We start from the raw sequence: 15874 nt of genomic DNA, 5'->3' as shown, positions 1-15874 counted from the left end.
AGGTGACGAATGTATCTTGGCGCTCAACTGTTCACCGACAGCGAATACGAACAGCGACTCATCCGAGTGCGCGAACTCATGGACCGACAGGGACTCTCGGCGATCATCGTCACCGACCCGGCGAACATCTATTACCTGATCGGCTACAACGCGTGGTCGTTCTACACGCCACAGATGCTGTTCATTCCCATCGAGGGTGAGATGGTGTTCTTCGCACGGGAGATGGATGCCCATGGCGCGCACCGCACCTCGTGGCTCTCGGAGGAACAGATCGTCGGCTACCCGGAGAGCTACGTCCACCGCCCGCACGTCCACGCCTTCGACTGGGTGGCGTGGGCGCTGCGGCAACGGCATCTGATCGCGCCCGCATCGCGCGCCGGATCGGTCGGCCTGGAGATGGACTCACACTTCTTCTCCCCGAAGGCGTATCGGGCTCTGCACAACGCCATCCCCGAGTGGAAGCTGGTCGACAACTTCGAACTGGTCAACTGGGTGCGGTCGGTGAAATCCGACACCGAGGTGCAGTTGATGCGACAGGCGGGCATGGTCTGTTCGGAGGCGATGCGCGCCGCGATCGAGACCATCGACGTCGGTGTGCGCCAATGTGATGCGGCGGCTGCCATCTCACAGGCCCAGATCACCGGCACCGACCAGTTCGGGGGTGATTACCCGGCGATCGTCCCCCTGCTCCCGACCGGCGCGGCCGCCGACACCCCACATCTGACCTGGCATCAGGGCACCTTCACCGACAACGAGGCCGTCGTCATCGAACTCACCGGTGCGCACAACCGTTACCACTGTCCGCTGGCCCGAACCGTGGCGCTCGGGTCGCCGACGAAGGAACTCGACTACGTCGCCAAGGCGACCGCGGAGGGCCTCAACAACGTCCTCGACGCCATCCGCCCGGGCGTGGCCACCCGCGAACTCGCCTCCACCTGGAACTGGTCGCTGGCCAAGTACGGGCTGGAAAAACCGTCACGCCTGGGCTATTCGATCGGTATCGGATATCCGCCGGACTGGGGCGAGCGCACCATCAGCATCCGCACCGAGGACGAGACCATCCTCGAGACCAACATGACGTTCCACATCGTCTGCGGAATGTGGATGGACGACTACGGTTTCGAACTCTCCGAGTCGGTGCGGGTGAGCCCGACCGGCGTCGAGACCTTTACGAGTTTCCCGCGAGAGCTGATCCGGAAGTAACCCTTCGAGAGAGGTGAATGACATGACCGCCACCGAACCGATCCACGATCTCCGCCGCACCGCCCCCACCCTGCCGTTGGCCGGTCGTGCCAAGGATCTGGTGGGATCGATGATCGACTCGTCGACGTCGTTGCTGGCCAAGCAATCCCACGACATCGTGCGCTTCGCCATGGGTTCGCCCGCCGACGAAGCGGTGCCCGCCGACGAGTTCCGCAGGATCGCAGGCGAGATCCTCGACAACTCGTCGTTCACCTACGGCGCCACCGAGGGAGAGCCACGACTGCTCGAGTTGCTCGTCGACTACCTCGCCACCACCCCAGACCCGTCGAGCCTGGAACGATTGGTCATCACCACGGGTGGCATGCAGGGCCTGGATCTCGCGAACAAGATCTTCGTCGACCCCGGCGACCTCGTCATCGTCGAATCCCCCACCTACACCAACGGAAGTGCCACCGCCCTGTCGTACGGAGCGCAACTGCTCGAGGTGCCGGTCGACGACGAGGGCATGCAGGTGGACACGCTGGTGGATCTCGTCGCGCACACCCGCCAGACACCCAAGGCCATCTACACGATCCCGACGTTCCAGAATCCGTCGGGCGTGACGCTGTCGGAGGAGCGTCGTCGCGAGTTGCTGCGGCTGGCACACCAGTGGGGTGCGGTGATCATCGACGATGACCCGTACGGTCTGCTGCGTTTCGCGGGCACCGACGTGCCCACCTTCCAGACGCTGAGTCCACACGACCCACTGGTGTTCTCGGTCCGGACCTTCTCGAAGATCCTGGCCCCGGGTTGGCGGGTCGGCTGGGTCGACGCCGACCCGTCGCTGCGGCAACTGCTGATCAACGGCAAGCAGGCCATGGACACGTGCACCAACGTGCCCAATCAGCACATCGTCGCCGAGTACATCGCGCGCGGCGGCCTGCAGGACCACCTGTCGAACATCCGGGCGCTCTACCGCGAACGCAAAGAGGCCATGATCGATGCGATCGGTCGGCACCTCGGCGACCGCGTCACGACCACCGATCCCGAGGGCGGCTTCTTCCTGTGGCTCACACTCGAGGACGACCTGGCCGAGATCGACACCCGGGAGCTGTTCGAGATCGCCCTGGCCGACGGTGTGGCCTTCATTCCCGGCCCGGCGTTGTCACCGGGTGGGCGTTTCCGCAACGCGCTGCGGCTGTGTTTCGCATCCAGCACCCCCGAGCGAATCGACGAGGGCATCCGCCGCCTCACCACGAGTCTCGACAAGATGGCGCATACTCCATGAGGGATCCCCGCGCACCGGGGTACGTCGACGAAAGGTGAAGGTGTGGAGTCGCTGACCGAGGCCGAGGCCGGCGTCCTGTCCCACATCACGGCTGACACCGTGGCCATGCTGACCGCATCGCTGGTGGAGGCGCCCAGTGAGAATCCGGGCGGCACCGAGGCGGCGACGGTGGACGTGCTGCAGAAGGCGTGCCGATCGGCCGGATTCTCCGTCGGCACCCGCGAGGTGGCGCCGCAGCGGCCCAATCTGGTGGCCACCCTGGCCGCCGGTGACGGTCCGGGGTTGATGTTCCTCGGCCACTCCGACGTGGTGCCCGCGGGGCCCGGCTGGTCGACCGATCCCTACCGCGTGCACTGGGCCGACGGGCGCCTGCGGGGTCGTGGCACCACCGACATGAAGGGCGGGCTCGCGGCCGCGGTGATCGCGATGCAGGCGCTGTCGCATGCCTCCGCGTACGGCATCGAGCTGTCCGGCCCGGTGCAACTGGTCTGCACGGTCGACGAGGAAGAACACGGGCTCGGGGTGCGCGACTTCGTGGCCCAGCAGCCCGAACACTCGTTCGCGGGCTGTATCGTGGCCGAACCCACCGACCTCGCGATCGTCCGCGGCTGCCGCGGCGCGTCCTACATCGAGATCGACATCACCGGGCGTGCAGCGCATTCGGGACGACCGGCGGACGGTCGCAGCGCGATCGAAGCCGCCGCCTCCATCGTCGACCTCATCCGGTTCGACCATCGACAGCTCGCCATGACCGCCGACGACCTCCTCGGCTCCGGCACCTGGAATGTGGGGCTCATCCAAGGCGGACAAGGGATCTCGGTGGTTGCACCGACCTGTTACCTCGGTGTCGACCGTCGGCTGATGCCCGACGAGGACCCGCACCGGATCGCCGAGCAGTTACGCAAGGAGATCCGGGACTCCGCCATCGACACCGACGGGGTCGAGGTCGATGTGCGGGTCACCATGGAGATGCCTGGCTTTGCCACCTCCGCCGACCACCCGTTGGTCACCACTGCCGTGTCGTCGGTGACGGACGCGGGGCGGTCCACGTCGGTCGGCGGCTGGACCGCTGCCTGTGACGGCGGCTTCGTCAGCCGCGACCTCGGCATCCCGACGATCGTCCTGGGCCCCGGTGACATCAACGCCGAGGCACATCAGCCCGACGAATCCGTCGCGATCGCCGATCTCGAAACCGCTGCGCGCGCCTATGCTCTCGCCGCGCTGCGGCTGCTGACCACCGACGCGTAGCCCGCTGCGTCGTCGCCCGGCTGCGTCATACCCGAACGTGCGGTGTTCGCTCCCCCGATCCATGTTCGCTCCTCCGATCGCGGGAGCGAACACGCAACGAAGGAGCGAACGTGTGGCGACGGAACCGATCGATCGCGAACGACGTCTGATCTTCATGGCGACTTACCCCACCGATCGTTTCGGGCTGATCCGTCGCGAGGCCGCACTCGCCCGCGACATCTCCGACGTCGCGCTCACCGCGGCGGTCAAGAAGGGCGACCTCGTGCGCCTGATCCCCGGCGTCACTGTCGCGGCAAGCGACGAGTTCGACGGCGCCGAGGGAGCCGACGCGCTCTATCGCCTGACGTGCATCGCCGTGGCAACATCGCAACTCGTCGGCGCCCGGACACCTCCGTTGAGCCACGAATCCGGTGCGGCCATGCACCGTCTGCCCTTGCTGAAACCCGCACACACCCATGTCCACGTGACCAACGGCCGGGCGACCGGCGGGTCCATCCGGACCCATCGCCACATCCATCCGGGCCGCCTGCTGCCCGACGACATCACGGAGATCGACGGAGTTCGGGTGACGACGCTCGAACGAACCGCCGTGGACATCGCGATCGATGGCGACTTCGCACAGGCACTGACCGTCTTCGACGGCGCATTGTCGCATGGGTGCCGACCGCGAGACGATGGTCGAGATGCTGCGGACATCCCGGCGCAAGGGCGCACGCGCGGCACGGCGCGCCTTGCCGTTGGCAGACGCGTTGTCGGAAAGCGTCGGGGAATCCTGGAGCCGTGCGCAGATGATCGATGCGGATCTGCCGATCCCACGTCTGCAGCACCGCTTCCGTTGTGCGAGCCGGACATACCGCACCGACTACGACTGGTCGGGGCTCCTCGTCGGCGAGTTCGACGGCATGGCCAAATACGGTCGACTGCGACGTGCCGGCGAACGCATCGACGACGCGGTCACCCGCGAGAAGCTCCGTGAGGACGAACTCCGCGCGCTCGGCGTGATGGTCATCCGCTGGACCTGGAAGATTCTGGAGGCCCACGGCCTCGCCGACCTGTTGCGGCCCTGGCTCATCCGCCTCGGGCTGGTACCTGCCTGACACGCAGTTCGCTCCCCCGTTCTGTGTTCGCGCCTCCGACCGGGGGAGCGAACACGAAACGAGGGAGCGAAGAACGGCTGCAGACGCTACTTCGACGCCTCGGCCTTCATTCCGGCGAGTTCCCGGAAATCGTTCTCCTTGCTGGGGATCTCGGTGCCGCGGATCGAGACACCGGCGGTCTCCTTGAGGAACAACAGCGCAACCATGCCGATCGCACAGGCACCCATCATGTACACCGCGGGGAAAAGATTCCACCCCGTCGAGTCCACCACCGCATCGTTGACGAGCGGCGCGGTACCACCGAACGCCGCGGTCGCGACATTGTACGAGATCGCGAAGCCCGCGTAGCGCACCTGCGTCGGGAACATCGCCGGGAACGTCGCGGAGATGGTCGCCAACTGCGGGATGTAGAGCAATCCGAGGATCACGAATCCGACGATGGCCCAGGCGAATCCCTGACCCATGAGCCAGTACAGCGGCAATGACAGCACGAACAGGCCGACCAGCGAACCCCACCACATCGGTTTTCGCCCGGTGGAATCCGACCACCGGCCGAAGAACGGGATCATCGCCATCATCGCGAGCTGACCGATGAGCACGACCACCGACCCCGATGTCTCCGACAACCCGATCGTGTTCTTGAGGTACGACGGCTGGTAGGCGAGCAACGTGTAGTTGGCGATGTTGAGCGCGATGACCATGCCGAACATGATGAGGATGGGCTGCCAGTAGTTGGTCAGCAGATCCTTGAAACGGGTCCAGGCGCTGCCCTTGATCTCGTCTTCCTGTTCCAGCTCCTGGAACACCGGCGTGTCCTCCATCTGCGACCGCAGGTAGAGGCCGATCAGACCCAGCGGCAGGGCGACGAAGAACGGGATACGCCAACCCCAGCTGGCCATCTGCGCATCGGTCAACGCCAGCTCCATGAGCAGGACGATGGCGGTACCGGCGCTGAACCCGGCGAGGGTGCCGAACTCGAGGAAGGAACCGTACTTGCCGCGCTTCTTGTCCGGCGCATATTCCGCCATGAACGTTGCGGCGCCACCGTATTCACCACCGGTGGAGAAGCCCTGGATCACCCGCAGCAGGATCAGCAGGATCGGCGCCCAGATGCCGGCCACCGCGTGGGTGGGCAGGACACCGATGAGAGCGGTGGCTCCGGAGATCAGCAGGATCGTCATCGCCAGAACGGATTTGCGCCCGACCCGATCGCCGATCGGCCCCCACACCATGCCACCCAGTGGCCGCAGGACGAACGAGATCGCGAACCCGAGCATGGTGCCGATCGATCCCAGATCACCAGGAAAGAAGACGTCGGTCAGATAGGTCGCGGTTGCCGCGTAGACGCCGTAGTCGTACCACTCGGTCGCGTTGCCGATCGCAGAGGCGCCGATCGCCTTGCGCAGCAGGGATTTTCCTTCCGGTGATTCCGGATCGGGGGCGAGTTCTTCATACGTCGCCGGTGAGGATGATGCTTCAGTCATCTGTGCCTCCAGAAAGGGTCGTTCGGCCAGTTGTCTTCTAGCTCAACTCACATCGGTGGAATGAGATCGCGTCTTCGTCCATGGGACGTCACGCCGTCGAGGCTGCTTCCGGGCGCTCGTCGGTCCCGACGAGCCGGTGCAGTCCATCCTTCATGTGTTCGATCATCAATTCGTCAGCCGCTGGTGCGTCCCCCGCCGCCACGGCGTCCACCAATGCCTGGTGTTCGTCGATCCGCTCCTTCCCCGAGGAATAGGTTCCCCGCATCGCACGCAAGCACATTCGCGTCTCGACGAGAATCGTCTCGTGTAGACGCGAAAGGCGCTCGCTGTGCGCGTGTTCCACCAGCGTCTGGTGGAACACCATGTCCGCCTCCGCCATCTCGGCGCCGTTCGGGTCGTCGATGAACTCCCGCATCCTCCCCACTGCGGTCCCGAGCTCTTCAACCGCCGACGGTGATCGGCGGGCGATCACCTGCTCGATCGCTGCGCGCTCCACAGCTGTCCGCGCCACGTACATGTCCCGGATGTCGTCGGCCTCCATCGAGACGACGAACAAGCCGCGGTTGCGATGTCCGACCAGCAACCCCTCAGCGGTGAGCCGCTGCATGGCCTCACGCAGAGGTCCGCGGCTGACGCCGAGGTCGGCAGCCAGCCCGGATTCGGTCAGCTGCGACCCCGGAGGGAAGTCGCCGCCGGCTATCGCGTCGTGCAACTTCCGGGCGATGATCGCGGGTGTGGACTCCTGCACCAGAGGCGTCAGAACTCTCTTCCGCCCCTGACCCTGGTCCTGCGAAGCACTCATCGACATTACCCCTTGTTCTTACCCTCATTCACGCGCGTAGGACAGTACTTCACCACGAGCACCCCCCATCCAGACGTCGTTGCACGCATCTGCGAACTCTGCCAAACCCTCGACGACGGTGCCGAATACGTTTCCCGGAACCCAACCGACATCCCCGTTGACCAGCAGATTGTTGCGTCCGTAAAACACCGCGAGATCGATCAGGAGTTGATGCTCGCCGGGCGCGGATCCGGAGTCATAGCCATAAGCGGGATTCTTCAAGATCCCGTCGAAAGTGAAGTAACACAAATCCCCTGGAATCGGTGTCACCGTTGTGTTCTCCGGCCCCGGTTCGGTGGCCGCGAACGCCGGTAGTAACGTGTAGATCTCATTTCGGGCAAACTTGCCGTGATAAACCTGTCCGCCGACCGGTAACGCATCCCAGACGGCGGCGGCGGTCCGGGGCGCCTCGTCGTCGTGCAGGCGTGCAATCGCTTTGACGCCCCGCTGCGCGAGGCTCACCGAGATGAACCGATCGGTCATCGAAGTCCTTTCCGGGTTGCGGACGGTACGGCGGTCTCGTATGCCGCGGCGACACGCAGCACGGTGTCGTCGTGATGGCGGGCCCCGACGAATTGCACGCCGGTGGGCAAGGCCGTCCCGCCGGAATCGTCGAAGCCGCTCGGCACCGTGATGGCCGGCTGACCGGTCAGATTGAAGGGGTAGGAGTAGGGCGTCCACGACGTCCAGTCCGGACTCGCCGAGTCGGCGGGAACATCCAGTCCCGCTTCGAAAGCCGCAGTCGGCGTGGCCGGGGTGACGAGCACGTCGAACTCTTCGTGCAACGTCCCCATCTCCACACCCAGCGCCATCCGCACGGCGGTCGCGTCGAGATAGTCGGTCGCGGTGAAGCCGTGGTGACGGGCAACGGCCTGCGCGAGTCCGGGATCGATCTTCTCGGTCACGCCGCCCTTGTCCGCGATGTCACCGAAGGCCCGGAGCACCACCTCGATCCCGCTGAACCAGAGAATGTGATAGGCCCATGCGGGGTCTTCCCACCGCAGGTCGATCGGGGTGACCTGCGCGCCGAGATCGGCCAGCACATCGATCACCGCATCGGTGTTGCGCTGCACCTGGGGATCGTTCGTCCCGTAGCCCAACGTCGGGCTGTAGGCGATCCGCATGCCGGAGAGGTCCTGGTACGGCCGTCCCAGCACGTCTGCGGACCTCCGGGTGGGTGTGGGCATGGCCCACCAGTCTCGCGAATCGAAACCGCTGAGGACGTCGAGCATGACCGCACAATCGGCGACGGTCCGGGTCATCGGCCCGGCGTGCGCCAGCGTGCCGAAGGGACTGGCCGGGTACAGCGGCACACGCCCGAACGTCGGTTTGAACCCGACGATGCCGCAGAACGATGCCGGAATCCGGATCGACCCTCCGCCGTCGGTACCCACCGACAGCGTGCTCAGCCCGGCCGCGACTGCTGCGGCACTGCCACCACTCGAGCCGCCAGAGGTTCTGTCCAGGCTCCACGGGTTACGGGTGATGCCCTGTCGCGGGCTGTCGGTGACGCCCTTCCAGCCGAACTCCGGGGTGGTGACCTTGCCGAGCAGCACGGCACCGGCCTCACGCAGCCGCGCCACGGCAGGCGCGTCGACTGTCCAGGCATCGTCGCCGGGATCGAGCAGCTCCGAACCCCGCAACGTGGGCCAGCCCGCGGTCAGGAAGAGGTCTTTGACGCTGACGGGCACTCCGTCGAGGGGACCGAGCGCGCGTCCGGCCCGATGGCGTTCTGCCGACGCCCGCGCGTCCCGGGTGGCCGCCTCAGCGTCAACAAGGCAATACGCGTTGACGGCCGGGTTCTGCACGTCGATCGCGGCGAGGTGTTCGTCGACGACCTCCACCGGCGACAGCGCGCCCGACGTGTACGCGGCATTGAGCTCGGTGGCAGTGCACCAGCGGGCGGTCTCGGTTGCGTCCATCGGATCCTTCGGGCAACGACGTCAATTATTGGTAGATTGTCGACAATCTACTCTGGAGGTACGTGAGTGACAACCAAAACGCCGACTATCGCAATGCTCTATCCGGGACATGCGGCCGAACGCGATTTCCCGCTCGTCGAGTCCGCGCTACACGGCGCGGCGCGGCTCCCCGTCGTGATCACCGACGTCGAGTCCGACGATCACACCGTGGCCGCCATGCGGGCCGTCGGCACCGACCGGCCGCTGCTCGACGGCGCACGGCGCGCCACCGCGTATGCACCCGACGCCCTGATGTGGGCGTGCACGTCCGGCAGTTTCCTCTACGGCTGGGACGGTGCCCATGCGCAGGTTCAGCGGCTGTCCACGGCCACCGGCCTGCCGGTGTCGTCGACGTCGCTGGCATTCGCCGACGCCTGCCGAGCACTCGACATCGACACCGTCACCGTGGCCGCCACCTACCCGGCACCGGTCGCCGACGGTTTCGCCACCTTCCTGGCCGACGCCGGCGTCGCTGTGCTGGAGACCGTCTCGCACGGCATCGAGACCGCCACCGAGGCAGGCATTCTCGACGGCGACCAACTCTTCTCGATGGTTTCGTCTGCGAATCACACCGAGGCACAGGCGATTCTGGTCCCGGACACCGCGCTGCACACGATCGGCTGGCTCACCGATCTCGAACGCGAAGTCGGCAAACCCGTGCTGACGGCCAACCAGGTCACCGTCTGGCAGGCCCTGCGGCTGGTCGACCAGCCGACGATCACCGAGGGCCTGGGAACGCTGTTCAGCGCACGAATCGGTAGCCCATCCCCGCCTCGGTGAGCAGATGCCGCGGACGGGTCGGATCGTCTTCCAGTTTCCGCCGCAGGCTCGCCAGATACACCCGCAGGTAGTTGGTCTGGTTGACATAGGTGGGCCCCCACACACTGTGGAGGATCTCCCGCTGCGACACCAGCTTTCCCTCGTTACGGACCAGCATCTCCAGGATGCCCCATTCCGTGGGCGTCAGATGGACGTCGGTGCCATCACGTCGTGCCGTCTTCGCGGACAGATCGACCAGGAACGTTCCCGCATCGACCACCGGGCCGTCCGACCCCGACGCCGAGGCCGCGCCCCGGCGCACCGCTGCCCGCAGGCGGGCCAGGAACTCCTCCATGCCAAAGGGTTTGGTCACGTAGTCGTCGGCACCGCTGTCGAGCGCGGCGACCTTGTCGGCAGCATCCGCCCGCGCCGACAACACGATCACCGGAACGTTGGTCCACCCGCGCAGCCCCTGCAGCACCGTCAATCCGTCGATGTCGGGGAGCCCGAGATCGAGCACCACGACCTGCGGATTGATCCGGGCCGCCGCCGCGAGCGCATCTGCTCCGGTGGCCGCCGTGGTCACCGCGAAACCGCGCGCGTTGAGATTGATCCGCAAGGCCCGCAACAGTTGCGGCTCGTCGTCGACCACCAGTACCCGCACCCCGGTACTCATCGGGGTACCTCCCGGTCCTCGGACAATGGCAAGGCGATCACCATGGTGGTGCCACCTCCGGGGGTCTCGACCACCGACAGTGTGCCGTCGACCGCCGAAACGAACCCGGCGGCCACCGACAGTCCCAATCCCACACCCGTACTCGCGCCGTGGTGGTCGCCGTACTGATGGAAAGCGGTGAACACCCGGTCGCGTTCGTCTGCCGGAATCCCCGGACCGTGGTCGATCACCCGGATCACGCACCGCGGCACGTCCCCGGAATGTTCCACCCGCGCCTGCACGGTCACCTCGCCACCACCGTGACGCACCGCGTTGTCCACCAGGTTCGCCAACGCCCGCTCGAGAAGTCCTGCGTCGGTGTACGCCCACTCCTGGTGGAGATCGACGGTCACGCCGGTGGTCGACGGGTCTCGGCGGTACACCGCGGCCATCGCGCGATGCACCACTTCGGCGAGGTATGTGCGGCGCAGATCCGGCCGCACCGCGCCCGCGGCCAGACGCGAGGAATCCAACAGGTTGCCGACCAGCGCGGCGAGTTGGTCCACCGATTCCTCGACCGTCGCCAACAATTCGGCGGTGTCCTCCGGCCCGAAGGTGACATCGGTACTGCGCAGACTGGACACCGCCGCCTTGGCGGCGGCGAGTGGGGTTCGTAGATCGTGGCTCACGGCCGAGAGCAACGCACGACGCAGTTCGTCGGTCTGGGCGAGCGCCTGCGCCTCTGCCGCCTCGGCCTCGAGCCGATGTCGTTGCACGGCGCCGGCCGCCTGGGTGGCCACCGTGGTCAGTACCCGGCGGTCACGACCGCCGAGTCCCGGTCCGCGCAGCCACAATTCGAACTCCCCACCGGGCACCGGGCACACCGTCACCGCGTCGTCCTCGACCGTCGGGGCGCCGAGCCCGACGGCCGCCTCGGTGGTGATGTCACCGCGCTCGGCACGACGGATCAGCGCCACCCCCGCCTGGTCGTAGGTCTCGCGAACCCGTTCGAGGAGCCCAGGGACGTCGGCACCACCGAGGACCGCACTGGAGAACAGCGCCAAGAGTTCCGCATCGCGACTCGCACGTTGTGCCTGGATGCGGCGCGTGGTGGCCGAATCCACCAATACTGCAACCGCGATCGCGATCACCAACATCACCAGGATGGTGATCAGGTTGTCGGGCTCGTCGATGGTGAAGGTCAGACGTGGATCGGTGAAGAAGTAGTTCAGCAGCAACCCGGACACCACCGCCGACAACGCTGCCGGCCCGATCCCACCGAGCATGGAGACCGCGAGCACGGTGACGAAGAACAGGGCCGTCTCGCTGGCGAAGCCCAGCCAACGATCCAAGACGGCCAGCACGGCGGTGACCACCAACGGCACCACCACAGCGACGACCCAACTCAGCGGCCGGTGGAATCGGGTCTCTCGGATGTCGAGGCGATGACGGTGCTTGGTCTCGTCGTGGGTCACCATGTGCACGTCGATTCGACCGCTGTTGCGGACGACGGTTGCGCCGACCCCCTCGTCGAGGATGCGTTGCCACCGGGGTCGACGTGAGGTACCCAGGACCAACTGCGTGGCGTTGACCCCGCGGGCGAAATCCAGCAGGGTCGCCGGGATGTCGTCGCCGGCGACGGTGTGTATCTTGGCGCCGAAACCCGCGGCCAGGTCGCGCAGAGCCGAGACGTCGACGCTCCTGGTGCCCGACAGTCCGTCGGGGCGCACCACGTGCACCACCACGAGTTCCGCGCTGGACCGTGATGCGATCCGACTGGCCCGACGGATCAACGTCGCCGACTCGGGGCCTCCGGTGATCGCCACCACGACCCGTTCTCTGGCCTCCCAGGTGTCGGTGATCGCATGTGCTGCACGGTAATCGGCCAGGGTGTCGTCGACCCGGTCGGCCAGCCAGAGCAGTGCGAGTTCGCGCAGCGCGGTGAGGTTGCCCTGGCGGAAGAAGTTCGACAGCGCCCCGTCGATGCGGCCGTCCGGGTAGACCTTGCCCGCCGAGAGCCGTTGTCGCAGCGCCTCGGGTGCGATGTCGACGAGTTCTATCTGGTCGGCAGCCCGGACCGCATCGTCGGGTACGGTCTCGCGCTGCACCACGCCGGTGATCTGCGCGACCACATCGTTCAGACTTTCCAGGTGCTGGATGTTGACGGTCGACAAGACGTCGATGCCTGCGTCCCGGAGCACCTCGATGTCTTGCCACCGCTTCGGGTTCCGCAAACCCGGGGCGTTGGTGTGGGCGAGTTCATCGACGAGCGCGACCTGAGGGCGACGGGCGAGCACCGCATCGAGGTCCATCTCGTCGAGGACGGTGCCCCGATACTCGACGGGGCGTCGCGGTACCACCTCGAATCCCTCGGCCAGCGCAGCCGTTGCCACGCGACCGTGGGATTCGACCACCGCCACAACGACATCGGCGCCTTCCTCGGCGAGGCCCCGGGCCGTCGCAAGCATGTCGTACGTCTTGCCGACGCCCGGGGCACACCCCAGGAAGACCTCGAGCCGTCCCCTGGCCTCACTCGCCTCGGCCATGCCGACCAGTGTATCGACCGGCCGTCACGCCGGAGTCCGGCACGCGGCCGGGGCGTGCCCGAGCGCGAGATTGACAGCAGGCACGTTCACCCGCGGTTGACCGAGGAATCCCCATTGTCGGCCGGACGTGTGCCGGTCGATGATCTCCTGGATGTGCGCGACGGACCGACCGTTCTCGCGGGCGAGTCGCGGGATCTGCAACCGTGCGTAATCCGGGCTGATGTCGGGGTCGAGACCCGACGCAGAGGCGGTCACCGCGTCCGGGGGAACCTGCTGGGGCCTCACCCCTTCGCGTTCGGCGACCACGGCGCGCCGAGCCGTGATCCACTCCCGCAGTTCCTCATTGCCCGGACCTTTGTTGCTCGCCGCCGACGCGGCCGGATCGCCGGGTGCCATGGGCTCGCCGGTTGCGCCGACCACACGCGCATGCAGATACGGGTCGGGTTCGCCGGGCGGGACCTGGGGGTCGACGCCGATCATCGACGACCCCAGATCACACTGCCGACTGACCACCTGTGCACCCTCCGCTGAGTGCGAGTCGATCCGCGACACCGCCCACACCGCGGCCGGATAGCCCGCGCCCAGCACCACCGTCAGCGCCAGCAGCACCGCCGACGCGGCGACGCATTGTCGCGCGAAGCCCGTGATGATCGTGTTCATGCCCCTACCCCATTCCCGGGAGAAAGCGCACGACGAGGTCGGTCAACCAGATCCCGAGGAACGGGGTGATCACACCGCCGACGCCGAAGATGAGCAGATTGCGGCCGAGCAGCCGGGACGCCGACGACGGGCGATAGTGCACGCCGCGCAACGACAGCGGGATGAGCGCCACGATGATCAGGGCGTTGAACACCACCGCCGAGACGATCGCCGACTGGGCCGAGTGCAGATGCATGACGTTGAGCGCGCCGAGTTGCGGATAGATGGCGCTGAACAACGCGGGCAGGATGGCGAAGTACTTCGCCAGGTCGTTGGCGAGCGAGAACGTGGTCAACGCGCCCCGCGTGATGAGCAGTTGCTTGCCGATCGCGACGACGTCGATCAGTTTGGTCGGGTCGGAGTCGAGATCGACCATGTTGCCTGCTTCTTTGGCCGCCGACGTACCGGTGTTCATCGCCAGACCGACGTCGGCCTGCGCGAGGGCCGGCGCGTCGTTGGTGCCATCGCCGGTCATCGCGACGAGCCGTCCACCGGCCTGTTCCTTGCGGATCAGGGTGAGTTTGTCCTCCGGTGTCGCCTCGGCGACGAAGTCGTCGACACCGGCCTCGGCGGCGATGGCCCTGGCCGTCAACGGATTGTCACCGGTCACCATGACGGTGCGAATCCCCATCGCCCGCAACTGCGCGAACCGTTCGGCCATACCGGGTTTCACCACGTCGGACAGAACGATCACGCCCAGCACGCGCGCCCCCCTCCCCGCGACAGCAACCGATTTTCCGCCGACAGCAACCGGTGTTTCGTCGGCGGCATCGCGAACCGCCACCAGCAGCGGCGTACCTCCGTGCGACGCCACCGCCTCGACCTGCGCGTCGACGTCGTCGGGCACGATCCCTCCGTGCCCACGCACCCACCGACCGACTGCATCCGCGGCACCCTTGCGGTACTCGAGAGTCCCGTTCACGCCGTGGACGTCAACGCCGCTCATCCGCGTCTGAGCCGTGAACGCCACCACCTCGTAACCGGGATTCACTGCATCGCGGGCTGCCGCCAGGTCGTCGGCATCCAACTCGACGACACCGTGCTCACCGGCACAGAGGTCGACGATGCTGCGTCCCTCCGGGGTGTCGTCGGCGATACTGCACCGATAGGCGACGGTGGCCAGTTCTTGCTCGTCGGTGCCGGACGAGGGCCGCAGCGCGGTGGCCCGCCGATTACCGAAGGTGATCGTGCCGGTCTTGTCCATCAGCAAGGTGTCGATGTCGCCGGCCGCCTCGACCGCGCGGCCCGACATCGCCAGAACATTGCGCTGTACCAGGCGGTCCATGCCCGCGATACCGATGGACGACAGCAACGCACCGATGGTGGTCGGGATCAGGCAGACCAGTAGGGCGATCAGTTTGATCGGATCGGGCTGCTGCCCCGCGTACTGCTGCATCGGGCCCACCGCGACCACGGCGAGCAGGAAGACGACCGTGAGGCTCGTCAGCAAGATGTCCAGCGCGATCTCGTTGGGTGTCTTCTTGCGCGACGCGCCCTCGACCAAGGCGATCATCCGATCGACGAAGGTCTCCCCCGGCGCCGTGGTGATCTCGACGACGATCCGATCCGAGAGCACCACTGTGCCACCGGTCACCGAGGACCGGTCACCACCGGATTCACGGACCACCGGTGCCGATTCTCCGGTGATCGCCGACTCGTCGACCGTCGCGATCCCGTCCACCACGTCACCGTCGCCGGCGATGACCTCACCGGCCTCCACCACGATCCGATCACCGACACGCAACTCGCTGCCGGGTACCTCGGCGATCGACCCGTCGTCACCGATTCGTCGGGCCATGGTGTCCTGCTTGACTTTTCGGAGACTGTCGGCCTGTGCCCGACCGCGCCCCTCGGCCACCGCCTCGGCAAGGTTCGCGAACACCACGGTGAACCACAGCCACGCAGCCACCGCCCAGGCGAACCACGACGACTGCCAGATCGCCAACACCGTGGTCACGATCGCACCGAGGTAGACGACGAACATCACCGGATTGCGCGCCTGATCGCGCGGCGTCAGTTTGCGCGCCGCCTGCGGGATCGACGTCACCAGCGCCCGGACGTCGAAGGCACCGGCGCTCACCACATCTGCGCCGTCGCCGCTGTCGGCCCGCGCC

The 15874-nt window shown here is 66.6% G+C and carries 12 protein-coding genes and 1 pseudogene; 5 read left to right on the top strand and 8 right to left on the bottom strand.

The features are described from left to right. The first annotated feature begins 9 nt into the window (after window positions 1-9). The 4 genes and pseudogenes from AAFP35_RS24790 to AAFP35_RS24775 all read left to right on the top strand — a co-directional run bounded on the left by AAFP35_RS24790 (window position 10) and on the right by AAFP35_RS24775 (window position 4815). A complete protein-coding gene (locus tag AAFP35_RS24790) occupies window positions 10-1203 on the top strand; it encodes a M24 family metallopeptidase (protein ID WP_419224343.1) in 1194 nt (397 codons plus the stop codon). A gap of 22 nt (window positions 1204-1225) precedes the next feature. Beyond that, window positions 1226-2470, top strand: a complete 1245-nt coding sequence (locus tag AAFP35_RS24785; protein ID WP_419224342.1) for a PLP-dependent aminotransferase family protein — start codon at window positions 1226-1228, stop codon at window positions 2468-2470. Window positions 2471-2575: 105 nt separating this feature from the next. Further along, on the top strand, window positions 2576-3718 hold the full coding sequence (locus AAFP35_RS24780) for a M20 family metallopeptidase (RefSeq protein WP_419224352.1): 1143 nt from the start codon (window positions 2576-2578) through the stop codon (window positions 3716-3718). Window positions 3719-3872: 154 nt separating this feature from the next. Continuing rightward, window positions 3873-4815, top strand: a pseudogene (locus tag AAFP35_RS24775) (hypothetical protein). Window positions 4816-4901: 86 nt separating this feature from the next. On the opposite strand, the gene AAFP35_RS24770 reads toward AAFP35_RS24775, so the two are convergent. The 4 genes from AAFP35_RS24770 to AAFP35_RS24755 form a co-directional block, all read right to left on the bottom strand. Continuing rightward, complete coding sequence (locus AAFP35_RS24770; RefSeq protein ID WP_419224341.1) at window positions 4902-6299, bottom strand: MFS transporter; 1398 nt, start codon at window positions 6297-6299, stop codon at window positions 4902-4904. Window positions 6300-6387: 88 nt separating this feature from the next. Then, window positions 6388-7101 carry a GntR family transcriptional regulator gene (locus AAFP35_RS24765; protein WP_419224340.1) on the bottom strand — a complete coding sequence of 238 codons (714 nt, stop codon included), beginning with the start codon at window positions 7099-7101 and terminating at the stop codon, window positions 6388-6390. A gap of 24 nt (window positions 7102-7125) precedes the next feature. After that, complete coding sequence (locus AAFP35_RS24760) at window positions 7126-7623, bottom strand: DUF3830 family protein (protein ID WP_419224339.1); 498 nt, start codon at window positions 7621-7623, stop codon at window positions 7126-7128. Continuing rightward, window positions 7620-9062 carry an amidase gene (locus AAFP35_RS24755; protein WP_419224338.1) on the bottom strand — a complete coding sequence of 481 codons (1443 nt, stop codon included), beginning with the start codon at window positions 9060-9062 and terminating at the stop codon, window positions 7620-7622. Before AAFP35_RS24755 ends, AAFP35_RS24760 begins: the two co-directional genes overlap by 4 nt. A gap of 93 nt (window positions 9063-9155) precedes the next feature. On the opposite strand from AAFP35_RS24755, the gene AAFP35_RS24750 reads away from it, so the two are divergent. Further along, window positions 9156-9881, top strand: a complete 726-nt coding sequence (locus AAFP35_RS24750; RefSeq protein ID WP_419224351.1) for a maleate cis-trans isomerase — start codon at window positions 9156-9158, stop codon at window positions 9879-9881. Here the strand turns inward: AAFP35_RS24750 and AAFP35_RS24745 are convergent. The 4 genes from AAFP35_RS24745 to kdpB are packed head-to-tail and all read right to left on the bottom strand — an operon-like array spanning window position 9844 to window position 15843. Continuing rightward, window positions 9844-10536, bottom strand: a complete 693-nt coding sequence (locus tag AAFP35_RS24745) for a response regulator (RefSeq protein ID WP_419224337.1) — start codon at window positions 10534-10536, stop codon at window positions 9844-9846. The genes AAFP35_RS24750 and AAFP35_RS24745 overlap by 38 nt on opposite strands. Next, window positions 10533-13061 carry a DUF4118 domain-containing protein gene (locus AAFP35_RS24740; RefSeq protein ID WP_419224336.1) on the bottom strand — a complete coding sequence of 843 codons (2529 nt, stop codon included), beginning with the start codon at window positions 13059-13061 and terminating at the stop codon, window positions 10533-10535. The genes AAFP35_RS24745 and AAFP35_RS24740 overlap by 4 nt, the downstream gene beginning before the upstream one ends. Window positions 13062-13085: 24 nt before the next feature. Continuing rightward, complete coding sequence (locus AAFP35_RS24735) at window positions 13086-13721, bottom strand: potassium-transporting ATPase subunit C (RefSeq protein WP_419224335.1); 636 nt, start codon at window positions 13719-13721, stop codon at window positions 13086-13088. 4 nt (window positions 13722-13725) lie between these two features. After that, entirely contained in the window at window positions 13726-15843 is a 2118-nt protein-coding gene (kdpB, locus tag AAFP35_RS24730) for a potassium-transporting ATPase subunit KdpB (RefSeq protein ID WP_419224334.1), read from the bottom strand. Window positions 15844-15874 lie beyond the last annotated feature (31 nt).

Origin of the sequence: Gordonia sp. CPCC 206044 (assembly GCF_048537895.1) — a bacterium.
In the GTDB taxonomy this organism is placed as follows: Bacteria; Actinomycetota; Actinomycetes; order Mycobacteriales; family Mycobacteriaceae; genus Gordonia.
Note: the sequence above shows the minus strand (reverse complement) of the source record. Positions and strands in the feature narration are given on the sequence as shown.

Coding starts and splice junctions, on each gene's coding strand:
- AAFP35_RS24790 (WP_419224343.1), top strand. CDS start 10: ATGTATCTTGGCGCTCAACTGTTCACCGACAGCGAATACGAACAGCGA.
- AAFP35_RS24785 (WP_419224342.1), top strand. CDS start 1,226: ATGACCGCCACCGAACCGATCCACGATCTCCGCCGCACCGCCCCCACC.
- AAFP35_RS24780 (WP_419224352.1), top strand. CDS start 2,576: ATGCTGACCGCATCGCTGGTGGAGGCGCCCAGTGAGAATCCGGGCGGC.
- AAFP35_RS24770 (WP_419224341.1), bottom strand. CDS start 6,299: ATGACTGAAGCATCATCCTCACCGGCGACGTATGAAGAACTCGCCCCC.
- AAFP35_RS24765 (WP_419224340.1), bottom strand. CDS start 7,101: ATGAGTGCTTCGCAGGACCAGGGTCAGGGGCGGAAGAGAGTTCTGACG.
- AAFP35_RS24760 (WP_419224339.1), bottom strand. CDS start 7,623: ATGACCGATCGGTTCATCTCGGTGAGCCTCGCGCAGCGGGGCGTCAAA.
- AAFP35_RS24755 (WP_419224338.1), bottom strand. CDS start 9,062: ATGGACGCAACCGAGACCGCCCGCTGGTGCACTGCCACCGAGCTCAAT.
- AAFP35_RS24750 (WP_419224351.1), top strand. CDS start 9,156: ATGCTCTATCCGGGACATGCGGCCGAACGCGATTTCCCGCTCGTCGAG.
- AAFP35_RS24745 (WP_419224337.1), bottom strand. CDS start 10,536: ATGAGTACCGGGGTGCGGGTACTGGTGGTCGACGACGAGCCGCAACTG.
- AAFP35_RS24740 (WP_419224336.1), bottom strand. CDS start 13,061: ATGGCCGAGGCGAGTGAGGCCAGGGGACGGCTCGAGGTCTTCCTGGGG.
- AAFP35_RS24735 (WP_419224335.1), bottom strand. CDS start 13,721: ATGAACACGATCATCACGGGCTTCGCGCGACAATGCGTCGCCGCGTCG.